This window comes from Shewanella sp. MMG014 (assembly GCF_018100775.1).
Classification (GTDB): Bacteria; Pseudomonadota; Gammaproteobacteria; order Enterobacterales; family Shewanellaceae; genus Shewanella; species Shewanella japonica.
Window position 1 is genome coordinate 280,668 of the sequence record NZ_JAGJDZ010000006.1, and the last position, 21,418, is coordinate 302,085.

General features: G+C 41.1%; 13 protein-coding genes and 1 tRNA gene. 5 read left to right on the top strand and 9 right to left on the bottom strand.

What is annotated here, in order from left to right; genetic code table 11:
- Positions 1 to 35: 35 nt before the first annotated feature.
- Complete coding sequence (locus J8L86_RS12095) at positions 36 to 1,277, bottom strand: tyrosine-type recombinase/integrase (protein WP_211030501.1); 1,242 nt, start codon at positions 1,275 to 1,277, stop codon at positions 36 to 38.
- A gap of 155 nt (positions 1,278 to 1,432) precedes the next feature.
- Positions 1,433 to 1,517 (bottom strand) — tRNA-Leu (locus J8L86_RS12100).
- A 340-nt stretch (positions 1,518 to 1,857) separates the two neighbouring features.
- On the opposite strand from J8L86_RS12100, the gene J8L86_RS12105 reads away from it, so the two are divergent.
- Complete coding sequence (locus tag J8L86_RS12105; RefSeq protein WP_065109785.1) at positions 1,858 to 1,989, top strand: DUF3149 domain-containing protein; 132 nt, start codon at positions 1,858 to 1,860, stop codon at positions 1,987 to 1,989.
- Between the two features lie 128 nt (positions 1,990 to 2,117).
- Here the strand turns inward: J8L86_RS12105 and J8L86_RS12110 are convergent, their stop codons facing one another.
- Together J8L86_RS12110 and tcdA are read right to left on the bottom strand one after the other, a co-directional pair.
- On the bottom strand, positions 2,118 to 2,729 hold the full coding sequence (locus J8L86_RS12110; protein WP_080914885.1) for a superinfection exclusion B family protein: 612 nt from the start codon (positions 2,727 to 2,729) through the stop codon (positions 2,118 to 2,120).
- Between the two features lie 302 nt (positions 2,730 to 3,031).
- A complete protein-coding gene (gene tcdA, locus J8L86_RS12115; RefSeq protein WP_211030569.1) occupies positions 3,032 to 3,826 on the bottom strand; it encodes a tRNA cyclic N6-threonylcarbamoyladenosine(37) synthase TcdA in 795 nt (264 codons plus the stop codon).
- 428 nt (positions 3,827 to 4,254) lie between these two features.
- Here tcdA and J8L86_RS12120 point away from each other — a divergent pair, with 428 nt between their 5' ends.
- Positions 4,255 to 5,313: a porin gene (locus J8L86_RS12120; RefSeq protein WP_055022756.1), complete on the top strand. Its 1,059-nt coding sequence runs from the start codon at positions 4,255 to 4,257 to the stop codon at positions 5,311 to 5,313.
- A 485-nt stretch (positions 5,314 to 5,798) separates the two neighbouring features.
- On the top strand, positions 5,799 to 6,830 hold the full coding sequence (locus J8L86_RS12125; RefSeq protein ID WP_211030503.1) for a porin: 1,032 nt from the start codon (positions 5,799 to 5,801) through the stop codon (positions 6,828 to 6,830).
- 89 nt (positions 6,831 to 6,919) lie between these two features.
- Here the strand turns inward: J8L86_RS12125 and J8L86_RS12130 are convergent, their stop codons facing one another.
- Together J8L86_RS12130 and J8L86_RS12135 are read right to left on the bottom strand one after the other, a co-directional pair.
- Complete coding sequence (locus tag J8L86_RS12130; RefSeq protein ID WP_211030571.1) at positions 6,920 to 7,576, bottom strand: thiopurine S-methyltransferase; 657 nt, start codon at positions 7,574 to 7,576, stop codon at positions 6,920 to 6,922.
- A gap of 136 nt (positions 7,577 to 7,712) precedes the next feature.
- Positions 7,713 to 8,063, bottom strand: coding sequence for a hypothetical protein (locus J8L86_RS12135; RefSeq protein WP_055022691.1), 351 nt, complete (start codon positions 8,061 to 8,063; stop codon positions 7,713 to 7,715).
- A gap of 304 nt (positions 8,064 to 8,367) precedes the next feature.
- Between J8L86_RS12135 and J8L86_RS12140 the strand changes: the two genes are divergently transcribed.
- The gene (locus J8L86_RS12140; RefSeq protein ID WP_065109781.1) at positions 8,368 to 10,191 is read left to right on the top strand and encodes a protein kinase; all 1,824 of its coding nucleotides are present in this window, start codon (positions 8,368 to 8,370) and stop codon (positions 10,189 to 10,191) included.
- Between the two features lie 69 nt (positions 10,192 to 10,260).
- On the opposite strand, the gene J8L86_RS12145 is transcribed toward J8L86_RS12140, so the two are convergent.
- The 3 genes from J8L86_RS12145 to J8L86_RS12155 all read right to left on the bottom strand — a co-directional run bounded on the left by J8L86_RS12145 (position 10,261) and on the right by J8L86_RS12155 (position 18,122).
- Positions 10,261 to 12,639: a zinc-dependent metalloprotease gene (locus tag J8L86_RS12145; RefSeq protein ID WP_211030505.1), complete on the bottom strand. Its 2,379-nt coding sequence runs from the start codon at positions 12,637 to 12,639 to the stop codon at positions 10,261 to 10,263.
- A gap of 59 nt (positions 12,640 to 12,698) precedes the next feature.
- Entirely contained in the window at positions 12,699 to 16,409 is a 3,711-nt protein-coding gene (locus J8L86_RS12150) for a response regulator (protein ID WP_055022694.1), read from the bottom strand.
- Between the two features lie 318 nt (positions 16,410 to 16,727).
- On the bottom strand, positions 16,728 to 18,122 hold the full coding sequence (locus J8L86_RS12155; RefSeq protein WP_211030507.1) for a PhoH family protein: 1,395 nt from the start codon (positions 18,120 to 18,122) through the stop codon (positions 16,728 to 16,730).
- Positions 18,123 to 18,467: 345 nt separating this feature from the next.
- Between J8L86_RS12155 and rapA the strand changes: the two genes are divergently transcribed.
- Positions 18,468 to 21,374, top strand: coding sequence for an RNA polymerase-associated protein RapA (gene rapA, locus J8L86_RS12160; RefSeq protein WP_211030509.1), 2,907 nt, complete (start codon positions 18,468 to 18,470; stop codon positions 21,372 to 21,374).
- Positions 21,375 to 21,418 lie beyond the last annotated feature (44 nt).

Here is a 21,418-nt window from a genome sequence, read left to right on the forward strand (position 1 = left end):
AATAATTACACTAATACCCCACCAGTAAACTCTATTTAAGAAACGATTCTAAGCCCCTTAAATCCAACTCGCATCTGCTCCCCTAAACCAGCTTTTTCAATACGGTCACTCCACCACGCCATAAGTGGCCTACGAGGCTCAAGATAATCATTTCGGTTATAAGCTTTCCTGATTTTATTCTCCTCTTCATGTGCTAGTGCCGCTTCAATTAAATCACGGTTAAAGCCTTCTAAATTTAGAGTTGTACTCGCTAACGAGCGCAAACCATGAGCTGTGGTTCGGCCTTTAAATCCCATGCGTTTCAGCGCCATATTAGCTGTTTGAGGGTTGGCGTGTAACCTAGGGTTTCTATCGGCGGGAAATATAAATTCATGATGACCTGATACTTGCCTAACCTCTTCTAGTATCTGTAGCATTTGCTCAGTTAAAGGCACCATATGCTCTTTTTTCATTTTCATTGTGGCAGCTGTAACAATCCATACTTTATTTTCAAAATCAATTTCAGACCACCTAGCACGCACAGCCTCACCAGGGCGAGTCATAGTATGTAATTGCCACAAAATCAGTAATCTTGTAACCTTTTTTGTATTACTTTCTGATATTTTACTGACTAACTCAGGGAGCTCTTCAGGGCTTAAAGCAGGGTTATGGGTGACCTTTTTACTTGCATACAGCTTAGTCATTTCAGTGAGGGGATTATATTCAATAACTCCAGCTGCAACGGCTAACCTCATTATTTCATTTAAAATAATGCATAAACGCTTAACGGTTTCAATTTTTCCTTCTTTAGCAATAGGGTCTAAGAGCTCCTTAACTAATAAAGGTTTTATGCTTGTAACAGGGATATGTTCTAACGCTGGAGATAAGTATTTCTCAAGCATTTGTTTTCGTTTTAAGTACGTACTGACTAGTGTATTTTCTTTTTTAAGCATCAACCATCTATGTGACTGCTTAGAAAATGTATTTTCACTAGCTGCTTTTCTAACACTTTCCTGCTCTTCTCTATCCGTTTTAGGGTTAACGCCTATTGATAGATTTTCTCTGGCTTCTTCTCGTCTTTTCCTAGCTAAAGCTAGCGAGACTTCAGGGTAAGAACCAAAACTAATATTGGTTCTTTTTTTTGTTATCGGTGTTTGATACTTAAAAATCCAAGACTTCTTCCCTTTAGATGAAATGCGCAATTGCAATCCTTGACCATCAGGTAAGTAATAATCCTTTTCTTTTGCTTTAGCTTGCTTTACTTGAGTATTAGTTAAGGGGGTGATTACTTTTGCCATATTTCATGTACCAGAAAGATTCTGTGGTACATGCCATGGTACATAAATGTTAGGATGTTACAAGAAGACAAAAAACATAATAAGACGTGAAAGCCACTAATCATGGGGATTTAGGCATAAAAAAAGACGTCATAAGACGTCTTAATTTATAGATTTGGTACCGGTGGGCGGACTTGAACCGCCACGCTCGAAAGCAACGGATTTTGAATCCGTCGTGTATACCAATTTCACCACACCGGCATCATATTGATGTTTCAAAAGAGCTAGGCTCAATCGAGAATCAGAATTATACCTAGGCCAATGGCAATGGCAAGCCCTTTCAGCACCTTAATCGAAGTTTTCATTTCAATAGCTCAAATCTCATTCAAAGCAAGTATTCAGTTACGTTAAACACTGCTTTAAACGTCTCAACTTGCTTGGATTAGCCAGCATTTGTGTGATGAAGCTTATAATTGACTCCTTTCTAATACATTACATTAGCGATTAAGCAATAACCGAAAGGTTAATTGATCGAGATCATAATTGTTAACAGATGTATGCGATATGTTACTTATGACTTCACGATAAAGAGGATTATGAAATGGCATTCTGGTTAGATTTAATGTTTGGTAATGCAATTGGTTTGCTGTCAATGATTGTTATCTTCTGCACTATGGGAATTATGTCGTACATGATGTGGATGTTTATTGTGAAGTCGGCTCCAAAAAAATAGGTAATTCTTATTTAGATTTAAGTCAGTTTTTGTGTTTTTTGGCAAATAATTAGGGGGCATTAGCCCCCATTTTTGTGTCAATAATTCATATTGAAAAGTTCAGCACTGACTTAAGTCTACATAGTCAATTAAGCGGCATGTTTTCTTGGCTGCACTAATCCATTAATAAACTGCGGCCTTGCTTTGATTAGATGAGTTAACTCTTCTTTACTTGGTTCGCCGGCGGGTAAACGCAGCACTTCCCGATTGAGGTATACGCGCGCCTTCATTGAAATCTTATATTCAGCAGTAGGCCCTTGAATAGCGTAATGTCTTTCATTACCGACAAGCTCAAGAATACTTGTTGCAACGAGTCCTTTTACGGCTAACTCGTTTTGCGGTAGTGCCAAAATAGTGGCTCCTTGAAGAAAGAACTCTCGTAATAAGGCACGTTCAGCCGGATCTAATAGCTTCACTTTCGCTTCAATGGTTTCTATGGCACGTTTTTCTCGTAAGTAACTAATCGACTCATCAACAACAAATGTGAATAACTGACTCAAAAAGAAAGCGGCACCAACAATTAAACCTAAACCAATAAAGTGCCCATAGTTAGACACAAAACCGTCAAGGGACAAAGTTTGTAACACATGGTTCGGTGCAAATAATAATACTGCACACGCTACCACCCACCAAAGCATCACGCTTACCAATACACGCTTAATATTGGCTAACTTTAAGGTATCTAATTTAAATTTCATCATGTTACGTCCAAAGTGTCAGATTTTTGAATCTGTCACTTCAAAAGCAATTTTAGTGCCAAGAGATTATCCGTAAGCAAAAAAATAAATGTTTAATAGGACTTAAGATGCACAGGGGCGTGGCTGATGATGTGGGCCATCTGAAATAGAACTATTTCGACCGCTAATTATCACGCTTCTCTTACGTTATGTGAAGATGGCAAATCGTTCATTGTTATACAGAAAAGTCTTAATATAGATGGCGTAACCTTATTGGATTACGCCAAAAAATGTTGCAACACTGAAATGAGGGGCGATAACTTTAGTTACTTTTCTGCAAGTCTTGCTAACACTCTGCTCGCGGCAATAAAACCAAATGTACCTGTGACCATAGTGACCGCGCCAAAGCCTGAAGCACAATCCATTCTCATGCTACCGTCAGATGCAGCCTTGGTACTACATACACTGCCATCATTTTGCGGATAAACTAGATGTTGAGTTGAAAATACCGCATCAACAGCAAACCGTCTTTGCGTATTTTTAGTGAAATTATATTCACGTCTTAAAATTCCCCTCACTTTTGCGAGTAAAGGATCTTGAATGGTTTTAGCTAAGTCAGTTAACTGAATTTGGGCTGGATCAGTTTGACCACCTGCTCCACCCACGGTCACTATTTTCAGCTTATTACGCTTACACCAGGCAATTAAAGCCGCTTTCTGCTTTACTGCGTCAATACAATCAACCACATAATCAATCGCAAGAGGCTCTTGCTTAGTGCCCAAGTATTCAGCCAAGTTATCTGCTGTTATAAAGTCTTCGACTTCATAAACAACGCATTCTGGATTAATTTCACGTAAACGCTTTGCCATCACCTCAACCTTTGACTCGCCAATGGTTGACGCTAATGCATGAGATTGACGATTAGTATTAGTCACGCAAATGTCATCTAAATCAACTAATGTGATTTGCCCGATCCCACTACGAGCTAACGACTCAGCAACCCAAGTGCCTACACCGCCAATTCCAATAATGACCACATGTGCCTTGGCAAAGTTTTCAAGTGCATGTTGACCATATAAACGGCCAATTCCACCAAAACGATTTAAATATGATTCTGACAACATGTGATGCTCTTGCTACTGACTTATTCGGGGGCGGTATTTTATACGAATTCGCTGAGGAGCGAAATAAAACTCTGCCATTGCAATAAATACTGCAGATTGAGATAGCCATATTTCTCGACACACCTGTTGCAAACATTAACTAACCACATCATTTTATGATAAGTGCAGTTAACGGTTGCGGCTTGCTTGTTAAAAAGCAATATAAGCCTTGTAAACCAATATGATACAAATCAAATAAAAAACATCATTAGTGATAATTATCACACTTTTCAGTGAAGCTTTTATGTCAATATCGGGCGCAAATAAAGGATCCAGAATAATAGTGTCTTTAACGTATCCGTTATGAGTCACTATTTCTATCAATGTTGAGCACACCTGATGAGTGCCCAACAAAATCAAGCCCTTACCAAAGGAAGATTAAGATGATGAAAAAAAACCTGATCACTGCAGCTATTTTATCTTGTACTGCTATGACTTCATTTACTGCTTTAGCTGATGGTCCAAATTTCTACGGTCGTGCTGATCTTGCACTTACGAACTCTGACTTGGGTGTCGCAACTCAAAACCAAAAAGACGGTACAGTCATTGAAAACAATTTCTCTTGGTTAGGTGTGAAAGGCACAGAGAAAATCAACGATGACTTCGAAATTCTTTACCAAATGGAATTCGGCGTAAGCAACTTTGATAATTCAGGTAACACATTCGCTGCTCGTAACACCTTCATCGGTCTTAAAACCAACGCTGGTACTGCATTAGTTGGTCGTAATGACACTGTATTTAAGCAATCTGAAGGCGGCTTTGACTTATTCGGTAACAGCAACTCAGACATCGACTTATTAGCAGCTGGTCAAACTCGTTCTGGTGACGGCATTAGCTATTACTCACCAAAGTTAGCTGACATGCTAACACTTAACGCGACTTACTTAATGGATGATAACTACGAATCACAAAGTGACTCTATGTACGCATTAAGTGCAACGATTGGTGATAGAGCACTTAAATCTCACAACTTCTATGCAGCTGCCGCTTACCAAGACGGAATTACAGACATCGAAGCATACCGTGGTGTAGTTCAAGCTAAATTTGGCAACTTCATTGTGGGCGGTTTATACCAAAACACTGAAAGCCTAAAAAGCGAATTAGCACACCTTGAAGGTGACAGTTACTTCATCAACGCTGCATACGTGATGGGTAACCTTAAAATTAAAGCAATGTACGGTTACGATGATTCAGGTCTAGGTAAAATTGTAGACCGTCGTACTGGTCAGCTTGAAAATGACGAAGGTGCAAACGTATTAGACGCACGTAAAGATGTATCTGACGTTGAAATTCAACAATTCAGCATCGGTGCTGATTACCGTTTAAGCAACAACACTTTAGTATACGGTCACTACACGAAATACGACGGCGACATGAAGCTAAATGGTGTTGTTGAAGATTTAAGTGATGATATCTTCACTGTTGGTGTACGTTTAGATTTCTAAATACACTGATAAGCTGTTGAATTAATTAACAGCGAATTGTTAAGCAAATGCTAAAGCGACCTCAATAGGTCGCTTTTTTTTGAGCTCAATATATCAAACGCACTTTTTCCTATGCAAAAATGCATAACGCATATGCAAATACCGCCAAAGAGTTAACAATTAAGCAACACCTTAACTATGCTTAAACCCTATTACAGCGCCACTTACACCATATCGCCAATTATGTGAACCTCCACAAAGGGGTAGTTTGCTAAATCACTGTTAACTAATAGTCAAAAGTCTCGAACTTGTCACATTTTTTCATCAAATCATTACGTTATCCCAAAAAGTTTGACATAGCCCACAACTTAAGCAGCTCAAACCTGCAAAAATTCCGTCAAGTTCATATCACAGTGCTATGTAAATTCATTGCCGCTGTGACTGAAATTCACTAAAACAACCCATAAAATGGGAATAGAACCTTAGGTTCTAAAGGGAGTATGAAGATGAAAAAGACGCTAATTTCAGCATCTGTGGCCTCTGTGATTGCATTAACTTCTTTCGGCGCAGCAGCTGAAGGTCCAAATTTCTACGGTCGTTTAGACTTAGCAATAACAGATTCAGATCTAGGTGTGACTACCCAAGAAGGTAAAGCTGGCACTGTATTCGAAAACAACTTCTCTCACTTAGGTGTTAAAGGCAGCGAAAAAATCTCTGATGCTTTCGAAGTGCTATACCAAATGGAATTCCAAGTTGAAAACACTTCATCTAGCTCTGATGTGTTCAAAGCACGTAACACTTTCTTAGGTTTAAAATCTAACTTCGGTACTGTTTTAGTGGGCCGTAACGATACAGTATTCAAGCAATCTGAAGGCGGCGTTGACGTTTTCGGTAACACCAATGCTGATATCGACCGTTTAGTAGCTGGTCAAACTCGTTCTGCTGACGGTATCTGGTACTACTCTCCAAAAATCGCTGATTTAATCACGTTAAACGCAACTTACTTAATGGAAGATAACTACACTGATGCAAACGGTGATGAGTCTTACGAAAGTCAGTACGCATTAAGTGCAACAATCGGTGATAAAAAACTTAAAGCGCAAAACTACTATGTAGCAGCTGCTTACAACACAATCGGTGGCATCGATGCTTACCGTGGCGTTGCTCAAGTTAAACTAGGTGATTTTAAAGTAGGCGGTTTATACCAAAGCACTGAAAGCCAAACAACTGATCAAGAAGGTGATTCTTACTTCTTAAACGTGGTTTACAACTTAAACGGCGTTAACTTAAAAGCTGAGTACGGTGTTGATGAAGGTGGTTTCGGTCGTTACCTAACTAAACAAAAAGCAGCAGATGGTGTTGTAACTGATGCTAGCATTACACAAATCACTGTAGGTGCTGACTACCGCATCTCTAAATCGACTCTAGTATATGGCCACTACGCTATGTACGAAGGTGATTACCAACTTGACGGTGGCCCAACCATCGATCTAGAAGATGACAACGTATTTACTGTTGGTATGCGCTACGACTTCTAATTAATGCCTCTTTAGAGAGTCTTTAGTTAATAAAAAAGCGACCTGATGGTCGCTTTTTTTATATCAATTTTTACCGTTAAATTTAGCCATTACTTTTTAGTTAAGATATACGCAGCTTCATTCAACCAAGGAACCTGTTTATTAATAAACCTTGGATTATCACGCAACACATCAGCGCACTCTAATAACTCAACGTCAAAAGATTCAGCTAGGTATGACTCTATCCAAGATGGGCTAACAGCAAATGGGGGGCCATTAAGTGTGTCTTGATCATAATCTAAGGTAATGAGTAAACCCTTGACGCCTGATGGGATCAGCTCTGCTAATTTCTTGGCATACTGCTGACGCATTACCTCTGGCCAAGCAATTAATGCTGCACGATCATAAAAAGCGCCAATTTTTTGTGTGGTCGTCGCTGATAGCGTAAAGATATCACCTTGTATAAGCGTGATTTGATCTGTGGTGTACTCTTGATGCTCACCTTGCGCTTGTTGTGTAACAGGCAAGGTATTTTCTTTAAAAAAGTCTTCAACTGCGATTGGGTTTAACTCACAGCCCAAAACACTGTGACCTTGTTCGGCGAGATAACACATGTCCAACGACTTGCCGCATAATGGAACAAATACCTCAGCAGCGGACGGTATAGCCAGTTGCGACCAATATTTAATTAGAAATTCATTTATTTGCGGCTGGTGAAAACCAATTTGCTGTTGCTGCCACTTACTGTGCCAAAAACTTGCTTCCATATCTAAGGTCCATGTCATGTAAATGAGCTTTACTCTAAATACAATGAACATAGGATGCAAATTGATTAGCGACACAACAGGTAATCAGTACAAACGCTTACTCATGTTATTGACTCAACTCGCCAACACAGCAAGCTTACTGCCCTTCGCCATCTAGAACTTGTTGCACCTTTTTAAGCCATTTACAGTTATCACATTGACAGTTGCGACGTGATAAATGATGTGGACTTAAATTTGAGTCAATAAAATCGACTGCAATCAGTAGCTGTTGTTTCAGTTCATCAACGGATTTTTTTTCAATCGCAACAAGTTCATCATTGTGATTCATCCATATGCACTCTTCTCCTTGATGGCAAGTCGTACATTGTTCATCGCTGGCATTATAAAACACCGCATGAGGACAGTGAGTCACTTCCATTGACTGTAAAATACGCTGGCGTGGAAAAGAAAACAGTGGAATTAAGTCAGCTTTTTTAATGTTAGGCATAAGCGCTCCTTGATTAACCCGAATCCGTTGATTCACTTAAATAGTACCTGTGTATAGCCCAAAACAACTTGATTCACGTCAAAGTTTACAACTCCCACTATTTAAGCTAGGCAGTTTCATTCGTTTTTGCTGAACAACTTGTCATTTACCGCATTTTATTTGAAATCAAACTGGTTTCTGCATTGAACTTGCTCTGCAAAAAACACCTTAAATGCAAGCACAAGACTTGCCTGACAATTCGAAATATGCGTTGATGTAGCAAGCACTCGATGAATAACAATGGGTGTAATAATAGGAGCAGCGTTTGCAAACACCTCAGCTACAGCACTTTTATATTAATGAAGAACAATCGGTTTATTTATTAAAAGCAGAAGATGCTCGAAAGCACCGTGCTTGGATAAGATTGTGTAATCAGCAGTTAAGTAAACTTGGTTATGCTGATATCGAATTTATCGGGAAAGGAGCTTATGGTTTTGTGTTTGCTGGTACAAACGATATTGGTGAATCGCATGTATTTAAGTTCTCCCGAATTACCCTTCCGCGTAGTGTGCAGGATAGACTTGAAGAAGAAGCCTTCATGCTCAGTCAACTCATGCATCCCAATGTGCCTAATGCGATAAAGTTTGAACGAGTCGGTAAGCAAGGCATCATGGTCATGGAGCGTGCTCAAGGAGAAGATTTAGATAAAATATGTCACCGAATGGGGGTGTTACCGGTTGCGATGATTGTCAGCATCGCCCGTCAATTAGCCAACCTCTTGTATTACCTTCGCACCGGAAAATGTTTAGTTCACGGCGACATTAAACCGTCTAATTTAGTGTATGACATTAAAAACGATCATTTATCGCTTATTGATTGGGGCTCTGCTGTCTTTGCTCAGCGTGATGAGAACAATAATTCCGTTGAAAATAACGTGATGTCTTTGATGTCCAACGATCAACAGCACACGAACGCCAGAATGGGCGATGTGTACTTTATTGGAGAGGAGCAGCTAAATGGTGCTCTTTCCAGCCCACGCTTTGATGAACAGGGTGTTGCCGCAACGCTTTATGCGTTGGCATCAGGGCAGATTAGCCGCTTTGGAAGCAAAGTGATTCCTGCCAGTAGCCTTGGTTTACCCATTGAGCTTGCCCGCACTTTGGATGGCATGTTGAGTGACGATCTTGAGCGACGTAACCTTGCGGGCGACTACTTTTTAAAAAGTATGCGGCATAACCATCGTATGCATCTACCAAACATTACCACCCACCCGATACATGAAGACATTCCGTTGTGGGTATTACCTAAACAAAAACAAGTAGAGACGGTAAGTTACAGCTCAAGGAAGTCATTCCTTAAAGAACATAACACTCAAGATCCCATCGCTAAAATGGACGATGTGCAGCTTGAAAAATATTACCGTAACTTCCTCGCTGGCATGGGCGATACAGAAAAAGGGTTTGTCGCTGCCGTTGGAAAATTAGCTCAATATCCCATTGTTGGCGGGCTGGCTATTCATTGGCGAAAGAGTGGTGTGTATATTGATTCAAACCTTGCGATTTATGATCCTGAAACCAAAGATGTGCTCATTAAAGCAGTCAATAATATGGTGACTTTGGCGAGGGGAATTAAACGAATAGGGGTGTTTAAAGCATGCTTTTTTAACGCAAAGGATACCTTACACCTTGAACGCCAACATGCATCAGAACCCTATCAAATGGTGAATGATGCCCAGCTAAGCTTCGAAGTGGGAGATGTTCCTGCCTCAGAAGGTCGCTCACGGTTACACTCCTACTTTGAAGACGGTAAAGACCCTGAAGAAAACTTAGAACTGCCAACCGAAATCATGACTGAACTGGGCTGGATCAACCAAATTCATCATACTGGCTGCATTATTTTTGAAGCCTTACCCAATCACTTAAAGATCCATAGTTATTTACGTTTACTAAACCCACGTAAGCAAGCTGCATTTAGGGCATCTTTAGATCGTATTTTACATCACGCCACTAAGATACAAGGCCATGGCGTATCAGGATTTATGAAGCTGCCTTATAAAAATACTCGTCAGTTTTCACATATCGATCGTAAAAGTGACCACTTTTATCCTAAAAACCCGAAACAAGCAGGGTTAAGTCCAGCTCAAAATTAGACGCCATAAAGCACCTTAGAAAATTACAAAGCCCAACGATGTTCGTTGGGCTTTTTGGTCGTTCGTATGTTAGATAGGTGAACCAGGCGGCATGTTAAGCGGTGATTCAATAAACCTAAACTCGTTTGAAGCGATGCCTTTAGCCACCCCTTGTAGAAGCCAGTCAAAATGAGCAGCTTGATAATTACTTGCTCGGTTACTACGACGTTTCAACTGTTTTTCAACATATTGCAGCCTTGCAAGCAATTGCGCTTTAACCTCAGGGGCCGTTTTTTCATGGTGATAGCTAGCAAGAATTTCGTCTAACACGACAGTATTAACGCGCATTTGTACTGCTAATAACTGGCCTCGCTGCAGATCTTGATATACCGTTTTCGCTAATAATTTATCGACTAGGTTCACCACTGATAATTGCTCTGAGTCAGTCATAAACCCTTGATTAACCCTATTTAAACGCTCTGGAGCCAATAAACGGTTAGCAATTTGTCGACTTAAGACTTCTGCCATACCTATCGGATCAGTCAGCACACCTAAACCAGAATCGAAACTTTCACGAGTCTTACGATAGTTACCCGCTTTAGGCACCAAGATATCGGTAATCTCAGAAGGTACAGACAAACTTTGGGCTGAGATAACATTCAATAAAGCATCTAATGCACTGCGTTGTAATTTAGGCGACAAATAATGCCATCGCTCAGCAGAGCCTTGCTGTTGATAACTATAATCACTGCCGCCAATCCATTTAGCAGCGGCATCAATTTGATATCGAGTCATAAAGTATACTGGCACAAACACGTCACTTAGCTCACCTAAAGGTTGCTCGCTAAGCAGTGCTTGAGCATTAAATTGCTCAATAGCCACTCTACGAACTTGCTCTAAGCGAGTAAGCTCATCTGCTGCAGATGCACCATTGTCCCATAAGCTCGCATAGGCATGGCTTGAAGCAGGTGAACGGGAATCAGCTTCTCCAATATAACGTAGACCTTGTGTTCTAGCTTGGCGAACCAACTCTGTTAAATTCGCTTCATTGCCGTAACCGTAGGCAATGGTAAACTTATCCCACTCCCCTATTCCTTCAGAATAAGGCGCTGAGATATCAATTTTGTCGCCATTTAACGTCGCCTTCGGATGAGGGTAATCCATGACAGAGGCATTATCGTTCGTAGAAGCTGCAAAGTTATGGTCAAGCCCGATGGTATGGCCAATCTCATGAGCTGATAACTGGCGAATACGTGCCAATGCTAGGTTCATCGATGCTTTTTTAGCTGCATCTCTATCTTCCCAGCCTGCGGTTAATCCTCTGGCAATTAAATGATCTTGTTTTACTCGCAAACTACCTAAGGTCACATGACCTTTGATAATTTCACCTGTGCGAGGGTCTTTAATGGATGCACCATAAGACCAGCCTCTTGTTGCTCTATGCACCCATTGGATCATGTTATAGCGAATATCTTGAGGATCTGCATCCTCTGGTAACATTTCCACTTTGAAGCCATCAATAAATCCAGCAGCAGTGAATGCATCCTCCCACCAACGAGCACCATCCAATAATGCAGTGCGGATAGGTTCTGGTACACCAGGGTCAAGATAATAGGTTATTGGTTTAATCACTTCACTTGGTTCAATACCAGGCGTGACCTTTTCTAAACGATGTCTCAGTAGATATTGTTTACTGACAGGTGAGTCTATTGGGGCTGAGTAATCATAATATTCACCCGAAAGGTAACCACTCATCGGCTCATAAGCTCGAGGCTGATAGCCCGGCTCTGGTAATGCAACAAACGAATAGCGCATCCTAACTGATACAAACTTGCCATCGGGCGTAACTTGTCTCACTTGCTCGCCCGGCTTGCTACTATTAAAAGTCAGTAACACATCAACATCAGCATTTTTTTCGAAGGACTTCACCCCTTCAGGTAAAATGACAGAACGTGAACTATCAAGATTATAGCTACCTTGTTTGGTGTCAGCTAACCGCTGGCCCACACCATGAAGATCGTTTAGCACTAATTGATTAACGGCCACAAGTGGCGTTTTACCTTCGACCACTTTACCCCGCCATAATACAGATTCTGCAAAGGCTTCTTTTACCGCTAATTGCTCAGCAGGGTTTTCACTGCTTGCTCTATAAAAAGTATTTAATTGCTTTAATAAAATGTACGGGCCTTGACGCTCAAACTGAACCATACGAGTTTCGCCAAGTTGACCACGGTCTAAGCCAATGTCATTAGAACCCACACCATGTGGCAAGCTTGTGATGAGTAAAAATGGCTGGTTAAGTTTATTGGCCTCTAAATACAATTCACCAGACTGACTTTGATAATAGAAATTAATAAATCCGGTCGCTTTTTCACTTTGCTTAATCACAGTTTGGGCAGGTGTTTCCGCATATGCGATAACGGGGATGGCACTTAATGCCAATGCAAGTGCAATGCTGTGGCGGTTCATTTAACATTCTCCATTGTGTCAGTCAGCCAAATTTAACGGCTCGTCTTGAGCCGTTAACCTTACGAGGCGCTATGTTTATTTTTATAATCAATCCAATGTTCTAAGGTATCAAACAACTCATTAAGCACAATTGGTTTAGTAATATGAGCGTTCATACCCGCTTGTAGACTCTTCTCTCTATCACCTGACATTGCATGAGCTGTCATCGCAATAATAGGAAGCTGCTCGGTGCTAAAGCGTTTTCTCAGCTCTTTCGCCGCAGTTAATCCATCCATTACAGGCATTTGAATATCCATTAATACGGCATCAAATGGTTTACTGTCGATAATATCTAACGCAATTTGACCATTATCGGCCATCACGACTTCATAACCTGCACTTTTTAATAGCTCAGTCGCAACCTGCTGGTTAATAAAATTATCTTCAACTAATAAGACTAAACCAGCATCTTTGGTTTGCTCAGGATCTTCTTCAACGACAGGCGCCACATTCAATTTAGGTTCGGCAGCAAATGCGCCAATAATCTCATCGAATAAGGCTGACGCTTTAAACGGCTTTTGCAAAATAGCAAATACACGGCTTTCATCAAACTCAGCCTCAAGTGGCTCTGCAGAATAGGCGGTCATTAGAATAATCACCGGACGTTTTTTAAGGCGTCCATCAGCAACCATTTCATCAATAATATCGATAACATCTGCGCCATCCATTTCTGGCATCATCCAGTCAAGTAGCAATAAATCGACGTCACTGTGAGCTAATACTTCTAATGCCTCTGCGCCACTTTGTGCTGTTTTGACACCAAAGCTAAAGTCACGCATTACTGTTGAATATATTTGTAAAGCGCTAGGATTATCATCCACTACTAAGGTTGTTAGGTTATTCAGTTGTTCAGGAACAACGAGCGGTTCAACGACATTCTCTTCAGCGATTTCAAAGCTAATATTAAAACTAAAGGTGCTGCCTTGATTGGTCTCTGATTCCACTTGCATGGTACCGCCCATCAAGGACACAAGGTGTTTACTGATCGATAAGCCTAAGCCTGTGCCGCCATATTTACGGGTAGTTGAACCATCAGCTTGCGAGAAAGCATCAAACAATTTAGCTTGTTGCTCTTGGCTAATCCCAATACCAGTATCACGCACCCAGAATTTAAGTGTTATACGGTGGTCTCGCTCACCCACATCTTCGCAACCTAATTCAATTTCACCATTTTGAGTGAACTTAACCGCATTGGATAATAAATTCACCAAAACTTGGCCTAAACGTAATGGGTCACCATTGAGGATAAGTCCTGCTGTGACTGGTGCATAAAGTAACAGCTCAACGCCTTTTTCTTGCGCTTTTTGAGCGTTCATATCAATGACATGATCAAGCACTTTATCTAACGGGAACGACACTCTTTCGAGTTCTAGCTTACCCGCCTCAATTTTAGAGAAGTCCAAAATATCATTAATAATGCGCAATAAAGACTGAGCAGAGAAACCTGCCTTATTAAGATAATCCTGTTGCTGCGGATTCAATTGAGTGCGCTGTGCAAGCTGCAACATACCAATAATTGCATTCATCGGTGTGCGAATTTCGTGACTCATGTTGGCCAAGAATTCACTCTTATACATATTGGCTAATTCAGCATCTTGCTTAGCTTCTAGCAAGGCAACTTCATTACTTTTTTGACGCGTAATATCTTTATGAGTACCGAGCATACGTTTGGATTGGCCGTCATCGGCAAACTCAACCGCTCGACCACGTGATAACACCCAATGGTATTCACCCGATTTAGCCCGCATACGATATTCAATTTCATAAGTGCCAATTGGCTGCTTAGCATAGCCACTTCGGTACTCTTCAACTCGCATACGATCATCTGGATGAATGAGTGCATCGGTTGATGAAATAAGTGCAGGGAATTCATTAGGTTTATAACCTAGCATAGAATAAAACGCTGGATTACAAATCAATTGTTCAGAATCTAAGTACCAATCCCACAGACCATCTTCTACCGCATCCATCGCTAAATGATAACGTTCTTCAGAAAGACGTAACTGCTCGGCAGATTCATATTCACGAGTGACATCACGCCACACAGAAATCAACCCCAGTAACTCACCACGGCGGTTATAAAACGGCAGTTTTAAGGTATCGAGCAAGACGGTTTTCCCGCCAATATCCATTTTCTCTTGGTAACGTAACAGTGAGCGATCACTTAAGACTTTTTGGTCTTCCTCTCTGATCCGCTCCCCTTGTTCATGGGTGCTGGCTAAAGAGTATTGCCCTATCATCTCGCTTTCTTTACAGCCCAGCATATACTCAGCAGATTTATTACAGCCTAAATATTTACCTTCTTTATCTTTATAAACGATTGCCTCAGGAATGGAGTCAATCAAAGAGCGTAATAATGCAAACTCTCGTTCACGTCGCTCTGTAGTATCACGCAAACGTTGAGTCCGTCGTGCCACTAAGTTATCCAATCGTTTATTTTGCTCTGCCAAATGACGGGTATATTGCTTGTTCTCTTCAAAAATACGGCTTACGAGTAAGAACCAAGGCTCCCAACCTTCAGTGATTTTCTTTGGCGGTGAAATCGGATCGCGTGAACACTCTTCTAAGTGAGTTAATAAGCGGGATGCTGGATTGACGAATGAACGGCGAGTTTGCCAATGCACAATCGTCACTAACACAGATAAAGCCAAAACCACTAGCAAGAAAGTTAGCTTTAACTTATCCCACGCATCTTGGAACAATACATCTTCATCTTGCAGGTACAGTAAACGCCAAGGTGGGTTTTGTAATGCCACTGAGTGAATATAATAGCCGTTTCGCAAAATACCATCATGTGCGTCAAACAGTTCTGACTCAGGTAAGGAATGCAGCTCTGAAGGAATACGCTGGCTAATATGATAAACCCGATTCATATCGCTAGCTTCAAAGTCACTGTGAGACAAAATATTGTTGTATTGATCTAATAAAATCACTGTCCCAGGCATCTTAAAATACATGCGCATTTGCTTGGCTAAAGACGCAAGGGTCATATCCAAGTTAATCGAGCCAATAAAGTCATCTTCTAAATACACTGGTAGACCAAGTGTGGTTAATAGACCACGTTCAGCAAGGTCTACATAGGCTTCACGCCAAAATACACTTCGCTGTGGATTCATTGCTGGCGTCGCCAACTGGAATTGTTTTTTATTGAGTAGCTCTTCTCTAAAGCGAGTTTCGTTGTTAGACCATGGAAACGATGACATGATCCTTTGCTTTGAAATGTAATAAATAGATGAGGCTTTCGGCGCTGCTTCTTTCGCTACAGGAAAAGATAATGACAGCTCAAACAGCATTTCTAATTCTTGATAAAAGGTGTCACTTCGACCATCTAACGACCCCATACCAGTGATCCGTCCCATATTGGTAAAAGGTTCACCACTTTGAGCATAACTGGGTTCTAAGGTAAAAAACTGACCATCTTCATTGAACTTTTCATACTGAGGTAAACGGTCTTTTCGAACTAGCTCCCCCAAGCGTAAATTATCGACAGCCACGTTACGTAAGCTTTTAACCGCACGGATACTCGACTCGAGTAATAAATCAATCTGCAATACATGGCGAAGAACTTGCTCTTCACGCTCTTTGATCAATTGTGTTTTTTGGCGTTCAAATAACGTCCAAGCCGACAATAATGCCATCACAATTACACCGATATATGTATAAAAAACGGCTCGGTTATATTTTCTTTGGATCAGTGCTTTTAAGTGTAATTCTGGCTCTGTCGATTTCATTGAAATCCCTTTATTTACTCATAGCGTCGATTAATAAAAGACATAAGGAGAAACGCTATGATGGCTCATTGATGCATATTATCAGGAAGGTATGCTTTATCACATAAATAACCTGCATCAATCGTTATAAATTGTGTCATTTTATCGTGTTTATTAACTGCCTCTAAAACATAGCAAATTATCATCATAGATTCATGGTCATTTAGTCAAATAGACAAGGAATTTTCAATATTGCTATCGCTCAATATCGGCGCAATAAAAAAGCCACTTTGCAGTAGCTTTTCAACAGACCTAATGATGCTTCATCAAGCCAATAAGCTATAAATGCTCCTCGGCAAATTCAGCTAACCTTGAGCGCACGACACCATTTAAATAAATGTTGGCACTGCCATCAAAATCCTTAAAGCGTTCCACAATATAGGTGAGCCCTGACGTGACTGCTGTCAGATAAGTTGAGTCAATCTGCGCTAAGTTACCGCAGCAAATCAACTTAGTGCCTTCTCCCATACGGGTGATCATGGTTTTAATTTGTGATGCCGTTAGATTTTGGCATTCATCCAATAAGACTACTGAGTTTTGAATTGAGCGCCCACGCATAAAATTGACTGACTTAAACTGCACATTCGCTTTTTCCATGATGTAATTCATGCTCCCAGTCGGGTTAACATCATTTTTATGCAGCACTTCCAAAGTATCTGTAATTGCCGCTAACCATGGCGCCATTTTCTCTTCTTCAGTGCCAGGTAAAAAACCAATAGATTCAGCTATCTCAGGCGTGTTTCGAGTGACAATGACTTTTTCATATTGCTTTTTCTCTACCACAAGCTCAAGCGCTGCTGCCATAGCAATTAGGGTTTTACCGCAACCAGCTGGACCGGTGAGAATCACTAAATCAATCTCAGGATCTAATAAAGCATTAAGCGCCATGCCTTGATAAATGTTCTTTGGCTTAATGCCCCATGCTTGCAGATGCTCAAGTCGATCTCGGCCGTAATCGATTATCGATAAATGAGTATCTGTTCGGCTTTCGACCTTGCCACAAAACTCAGTTTCTTGATCAATTAAGTACTGATTTTTATAAAAAGGTTCATTACCCACCTCATCAAGACTCACTTGATGCAAGGTTTTTCCACCCACTCGTTCAGTTGATACTTTTTCCACGTTCGCCCAAAAGTCACCGTCAAACTGATAAAAACCTTTTGCCAAAAAGCGAATATCGTCAATCAGCTGGTCAGTTCGATAATCTTCAACCCGTTCAATCCCCGCCCCTTTGGCTTTAAGACGCATATTGATATCTTTTGTGACCAACACAACTTGGCGAGCTTGATTGAGGTTTTGTAAATGCAGTGCGGTATTAATGATGCGGTTATCGTTATTGTCGCCAGGTAACGCCCCTGTGGTGAAATCGATTTGATGGTCAGGGAAAATGGATAAACTGCCGGATACATCAGAGTGTCCTTCCCTACTGGGTAGAGCGACACCATTGAGTATTTGTTCTGGAGAGGTTTTCCCTCCGAGGATATCTTCTAACGCTCTAATAGCAACCCGGGCATCGCGGCTGATATCGTGTTTTCTGTCCTTAATATTATCTAACTCTTCTAACACTGTCATTGGGATTGTTACGTCATGTTCCTTAAACGAATATATCGCTAAAGGTTCATGCAGTAACACATTGGTATCCAGTACAAACAACTTTCTGTTGTCATGTTCCATGGCGCCTCCAGAGTGCTCAATGCAAAGGGTAAACTAAGGGATTAATCCGATATAAACTCCTGAAATAAATAAACTTACATATAATTATAGGTGAACAATTTCGTAAATTGCACAATTAAACTATGCCAGTAAATTTATCGACGCTCAATAGTTAATCAGATGTTCACTGTGTCAGTTTACGAGAAAGAAGATGACATTGAGATGACAGAAATGTGTCAAAGTTAGCCTTGATTACATAAAATTGCCGATCATGAATATTTAAATCGCTGCTAGAATTTAAATCTACTAGCGTTTGTTATAACATACGCGCCCTTTGTTTTAATCAGCCCCAAATGAGAGTCAAAAATGCCGTTTGCTTTAGGTCAACGTTGGATTAGTGATACCGAGTCAGAGCTTGGTTTAGGTACTGTCGTCGCCGTTGAAGGTCGCATGGTAACAGTGTTATTTCCTGCCGCCGATGAGAACCGTCTTTTTTCACGCGATGAAGCACCATTAACACGTGTAATCTTTAATCCAGGTGACTCAATTGAAAGCCACGAAGGCTGGAAACTCACTGTCAGCGAAGTCGAAGAAAAAGATGGGCTAGTTACCTATATCGGTATCCACAGTGAATCTGAAGAAACGGTACGTTTACGTGAGACTTTACTCAATCACAATATCCGTTTTAATAAACCTCAAGACCGTTTATTTGCAGGGCAAATTGATCGCTTAGACCGCTTTGGTATGCGTTACCAAAGTCAGTTACTGCGCCATAAGTTAGCAACATCTGATTTATTGGGGCAACAAGGACCACGGGTAGGCTTAATTCCACACCAACAATGGATTGCTCATGAAGTTGGCCGCCGCTATGCTCCGCGTGTTTTACTGGCCGATGAAGTGGGTTTAGGTAAAACCATTGAAGCAGGTTTAATTATTCACCAGCAGCTACTTACTGGCCGTGCTGAGCGTATATTAGTAATTGTGCCTGACACATTACGCCATCAGTGGTTGGTCGAAATGCTACGCCGCTTTAACTTAAAGTTTTCAATCTTTGATGAAGACCGCTGTGTTGAAGCTTATGCGGATAATGACAACCCGTTTTATACAGAGCAGTTAGTCATATGCTCACTTGAATTACTTCGTAAAAAACGTCGTTTAGAACAAGCTATCGACGCCGATTGGGATTTAATGGTGGTTGATGAGGCACATCATCTGGAGTGGAGCGAAACAGCCCCAAGCCGTGCTTATCAAATCGTTGAAGCCTTGAGTGAAGAAGTGCCTGGCGTACTGCTACTTACTGCAACCCCAGATCAACTCGGCCACCAAAGTCACTTTGCACGTTTACGTTTACTCGATCCTGATCGTTTCTACGACTACAACGCATTTCTGGAAGAAGAGAAAAGCTATCAAAGTGTTGCTGAAGCTGCTGAAGCACTGACCGCCAACACTAAACTAGCCGATAGCGCCATTAATAGCTTAACTGAGCTTTTGAGTGAAAAAGATATCATGCCAAGCATCAATATTATCCAAGCAGATGATATTGAAGATGATACTAAACAATCTGCTCGAGAAGAGTTATTACAAGAATTACTCGACCGACATGGTACTGGCCGTATTTTATACCGCAATAGCCGTGCTTCAGTCAGCGGATTTCCGAAACGCTTTTTCAATCCGCAACCATTAGCCATGCCGCAGGAATACATTACTGCTGAACGTGTTAATGCAATGATGGGAACGAAAAAATCACCACAAGATCAAGCTAAGCAATCATTAAGCCCTGAGAAACTTTATCAAGCATTTGAAACTGATAGTGCAAGTTGGTGGAAGTTCGATCCTCGTGTTGACTGGTTAATTGATTTCCTTAAAGAACACCGCAGCAAAAAAGTACTCATCATTGCCAGCCAAGCAGAAACAGCGCTGAGCCTTGAGGAAGCATTACGTACTCGTGAAGGTATTCAGGCCACTGTTTTCCATGAAGGCATGTCGATTATTGAACGTGATAAAGCGGGTGCGTATTTTGCCCAAGAAGAAGGCGGCGCCCAAGCGCTTATTTGTTCAGAAATTGGCTCAGAAGGACGTAACTTCCAATTTGCTAGCCACTTAGTGTTATTTGATTTGCCACTAAACCCAGATTTATTGGAGCAGCGTATCGGTCGTTTAGACCGTATCGGCCAGCAAAATAATATCCAAATTCATTTACCGTATTTGCAAGATACTGCGCAAGAGCGCTTAATGAATTGGTACCACCAAGGGCTTAATTCTTTTGAGCTGACTTGCCCAAGTGGTCATATTCTTTATTCAGAGTTTGCCGATGAATTAACAGCAGTGCTCAATGATGATGACCCTGAATTAATGACGCAACTGCTTAATCACACCCAAGCCAGATACCAAGAGCTTAAACAAGCCATGGAAAAAGGACGTGATAAGTTATTAGAAATTAACTCTCATGGTGGCGAACAATCAAAACAGTTAGTGGAGCGTTTAGCCGAGCGAGATGCTGATACTCACTTAATTGGTTCTGTAATTCGTTTATGGGACATTATTGGTGTCGATCAAGAAGATCGCGGCGAAAACTCGATTGTATTGCGCCCGAGTGAGCATATGTTATTCCCGTCATATCCTGGGTTACCTGAAGATGGAATTTCAGTGACATTTGACCGTGAAACCGCACTTTCTCGTGACGATATTGCGTTTATTTCTCAAGAGCATCCATTAGTGCAAACGGCTCTTGATATGATCACCGATTCAGAAACCGGCACTACCAGTGTTGCGGTGTTAAAGAATAAAGCGCTACCAGCGGGAACCCTGTTCTTAGAATTGATTTATATGGCAGATGTTTCAGCCCCTAAATCATCGCAGCTATACCGCTATATGCCACCAACACCTATCCGTGTGTTACTGGATAAAAATGGTCAAAACTTGGCAGAAAAAGTCGACTACAGCAGCTTTGATAAACAACTCAGTGCAGTTAATCGCCATATTGCCAGCAAGCTCGTTAATGCATCTCAGCCTATTCTTCACCCGCTATTAGCAAAAGGTGAAGAGCAAGCACAGGCAGCATTAGCCAACTTGGTTGAGCAAGCTCGTGAAAAAATGACCACACAATTAAATGGCGAGCTCACCCGTTTAGAGTCTTTAAAAGCGGTGAATCCAAATATTCGCGATTCTGAACTCGATTATATCCGTAATCAAATGGCTGAGTTAAACAGCTATATTGACGACAGCCAATTCCAGCTAGACGCAATTAGAATGGTATTAGTCAGTCACGTATAATACACTGCAGAGATGAAGCAAAAGCCCTGAACTTCAGGGCTTTT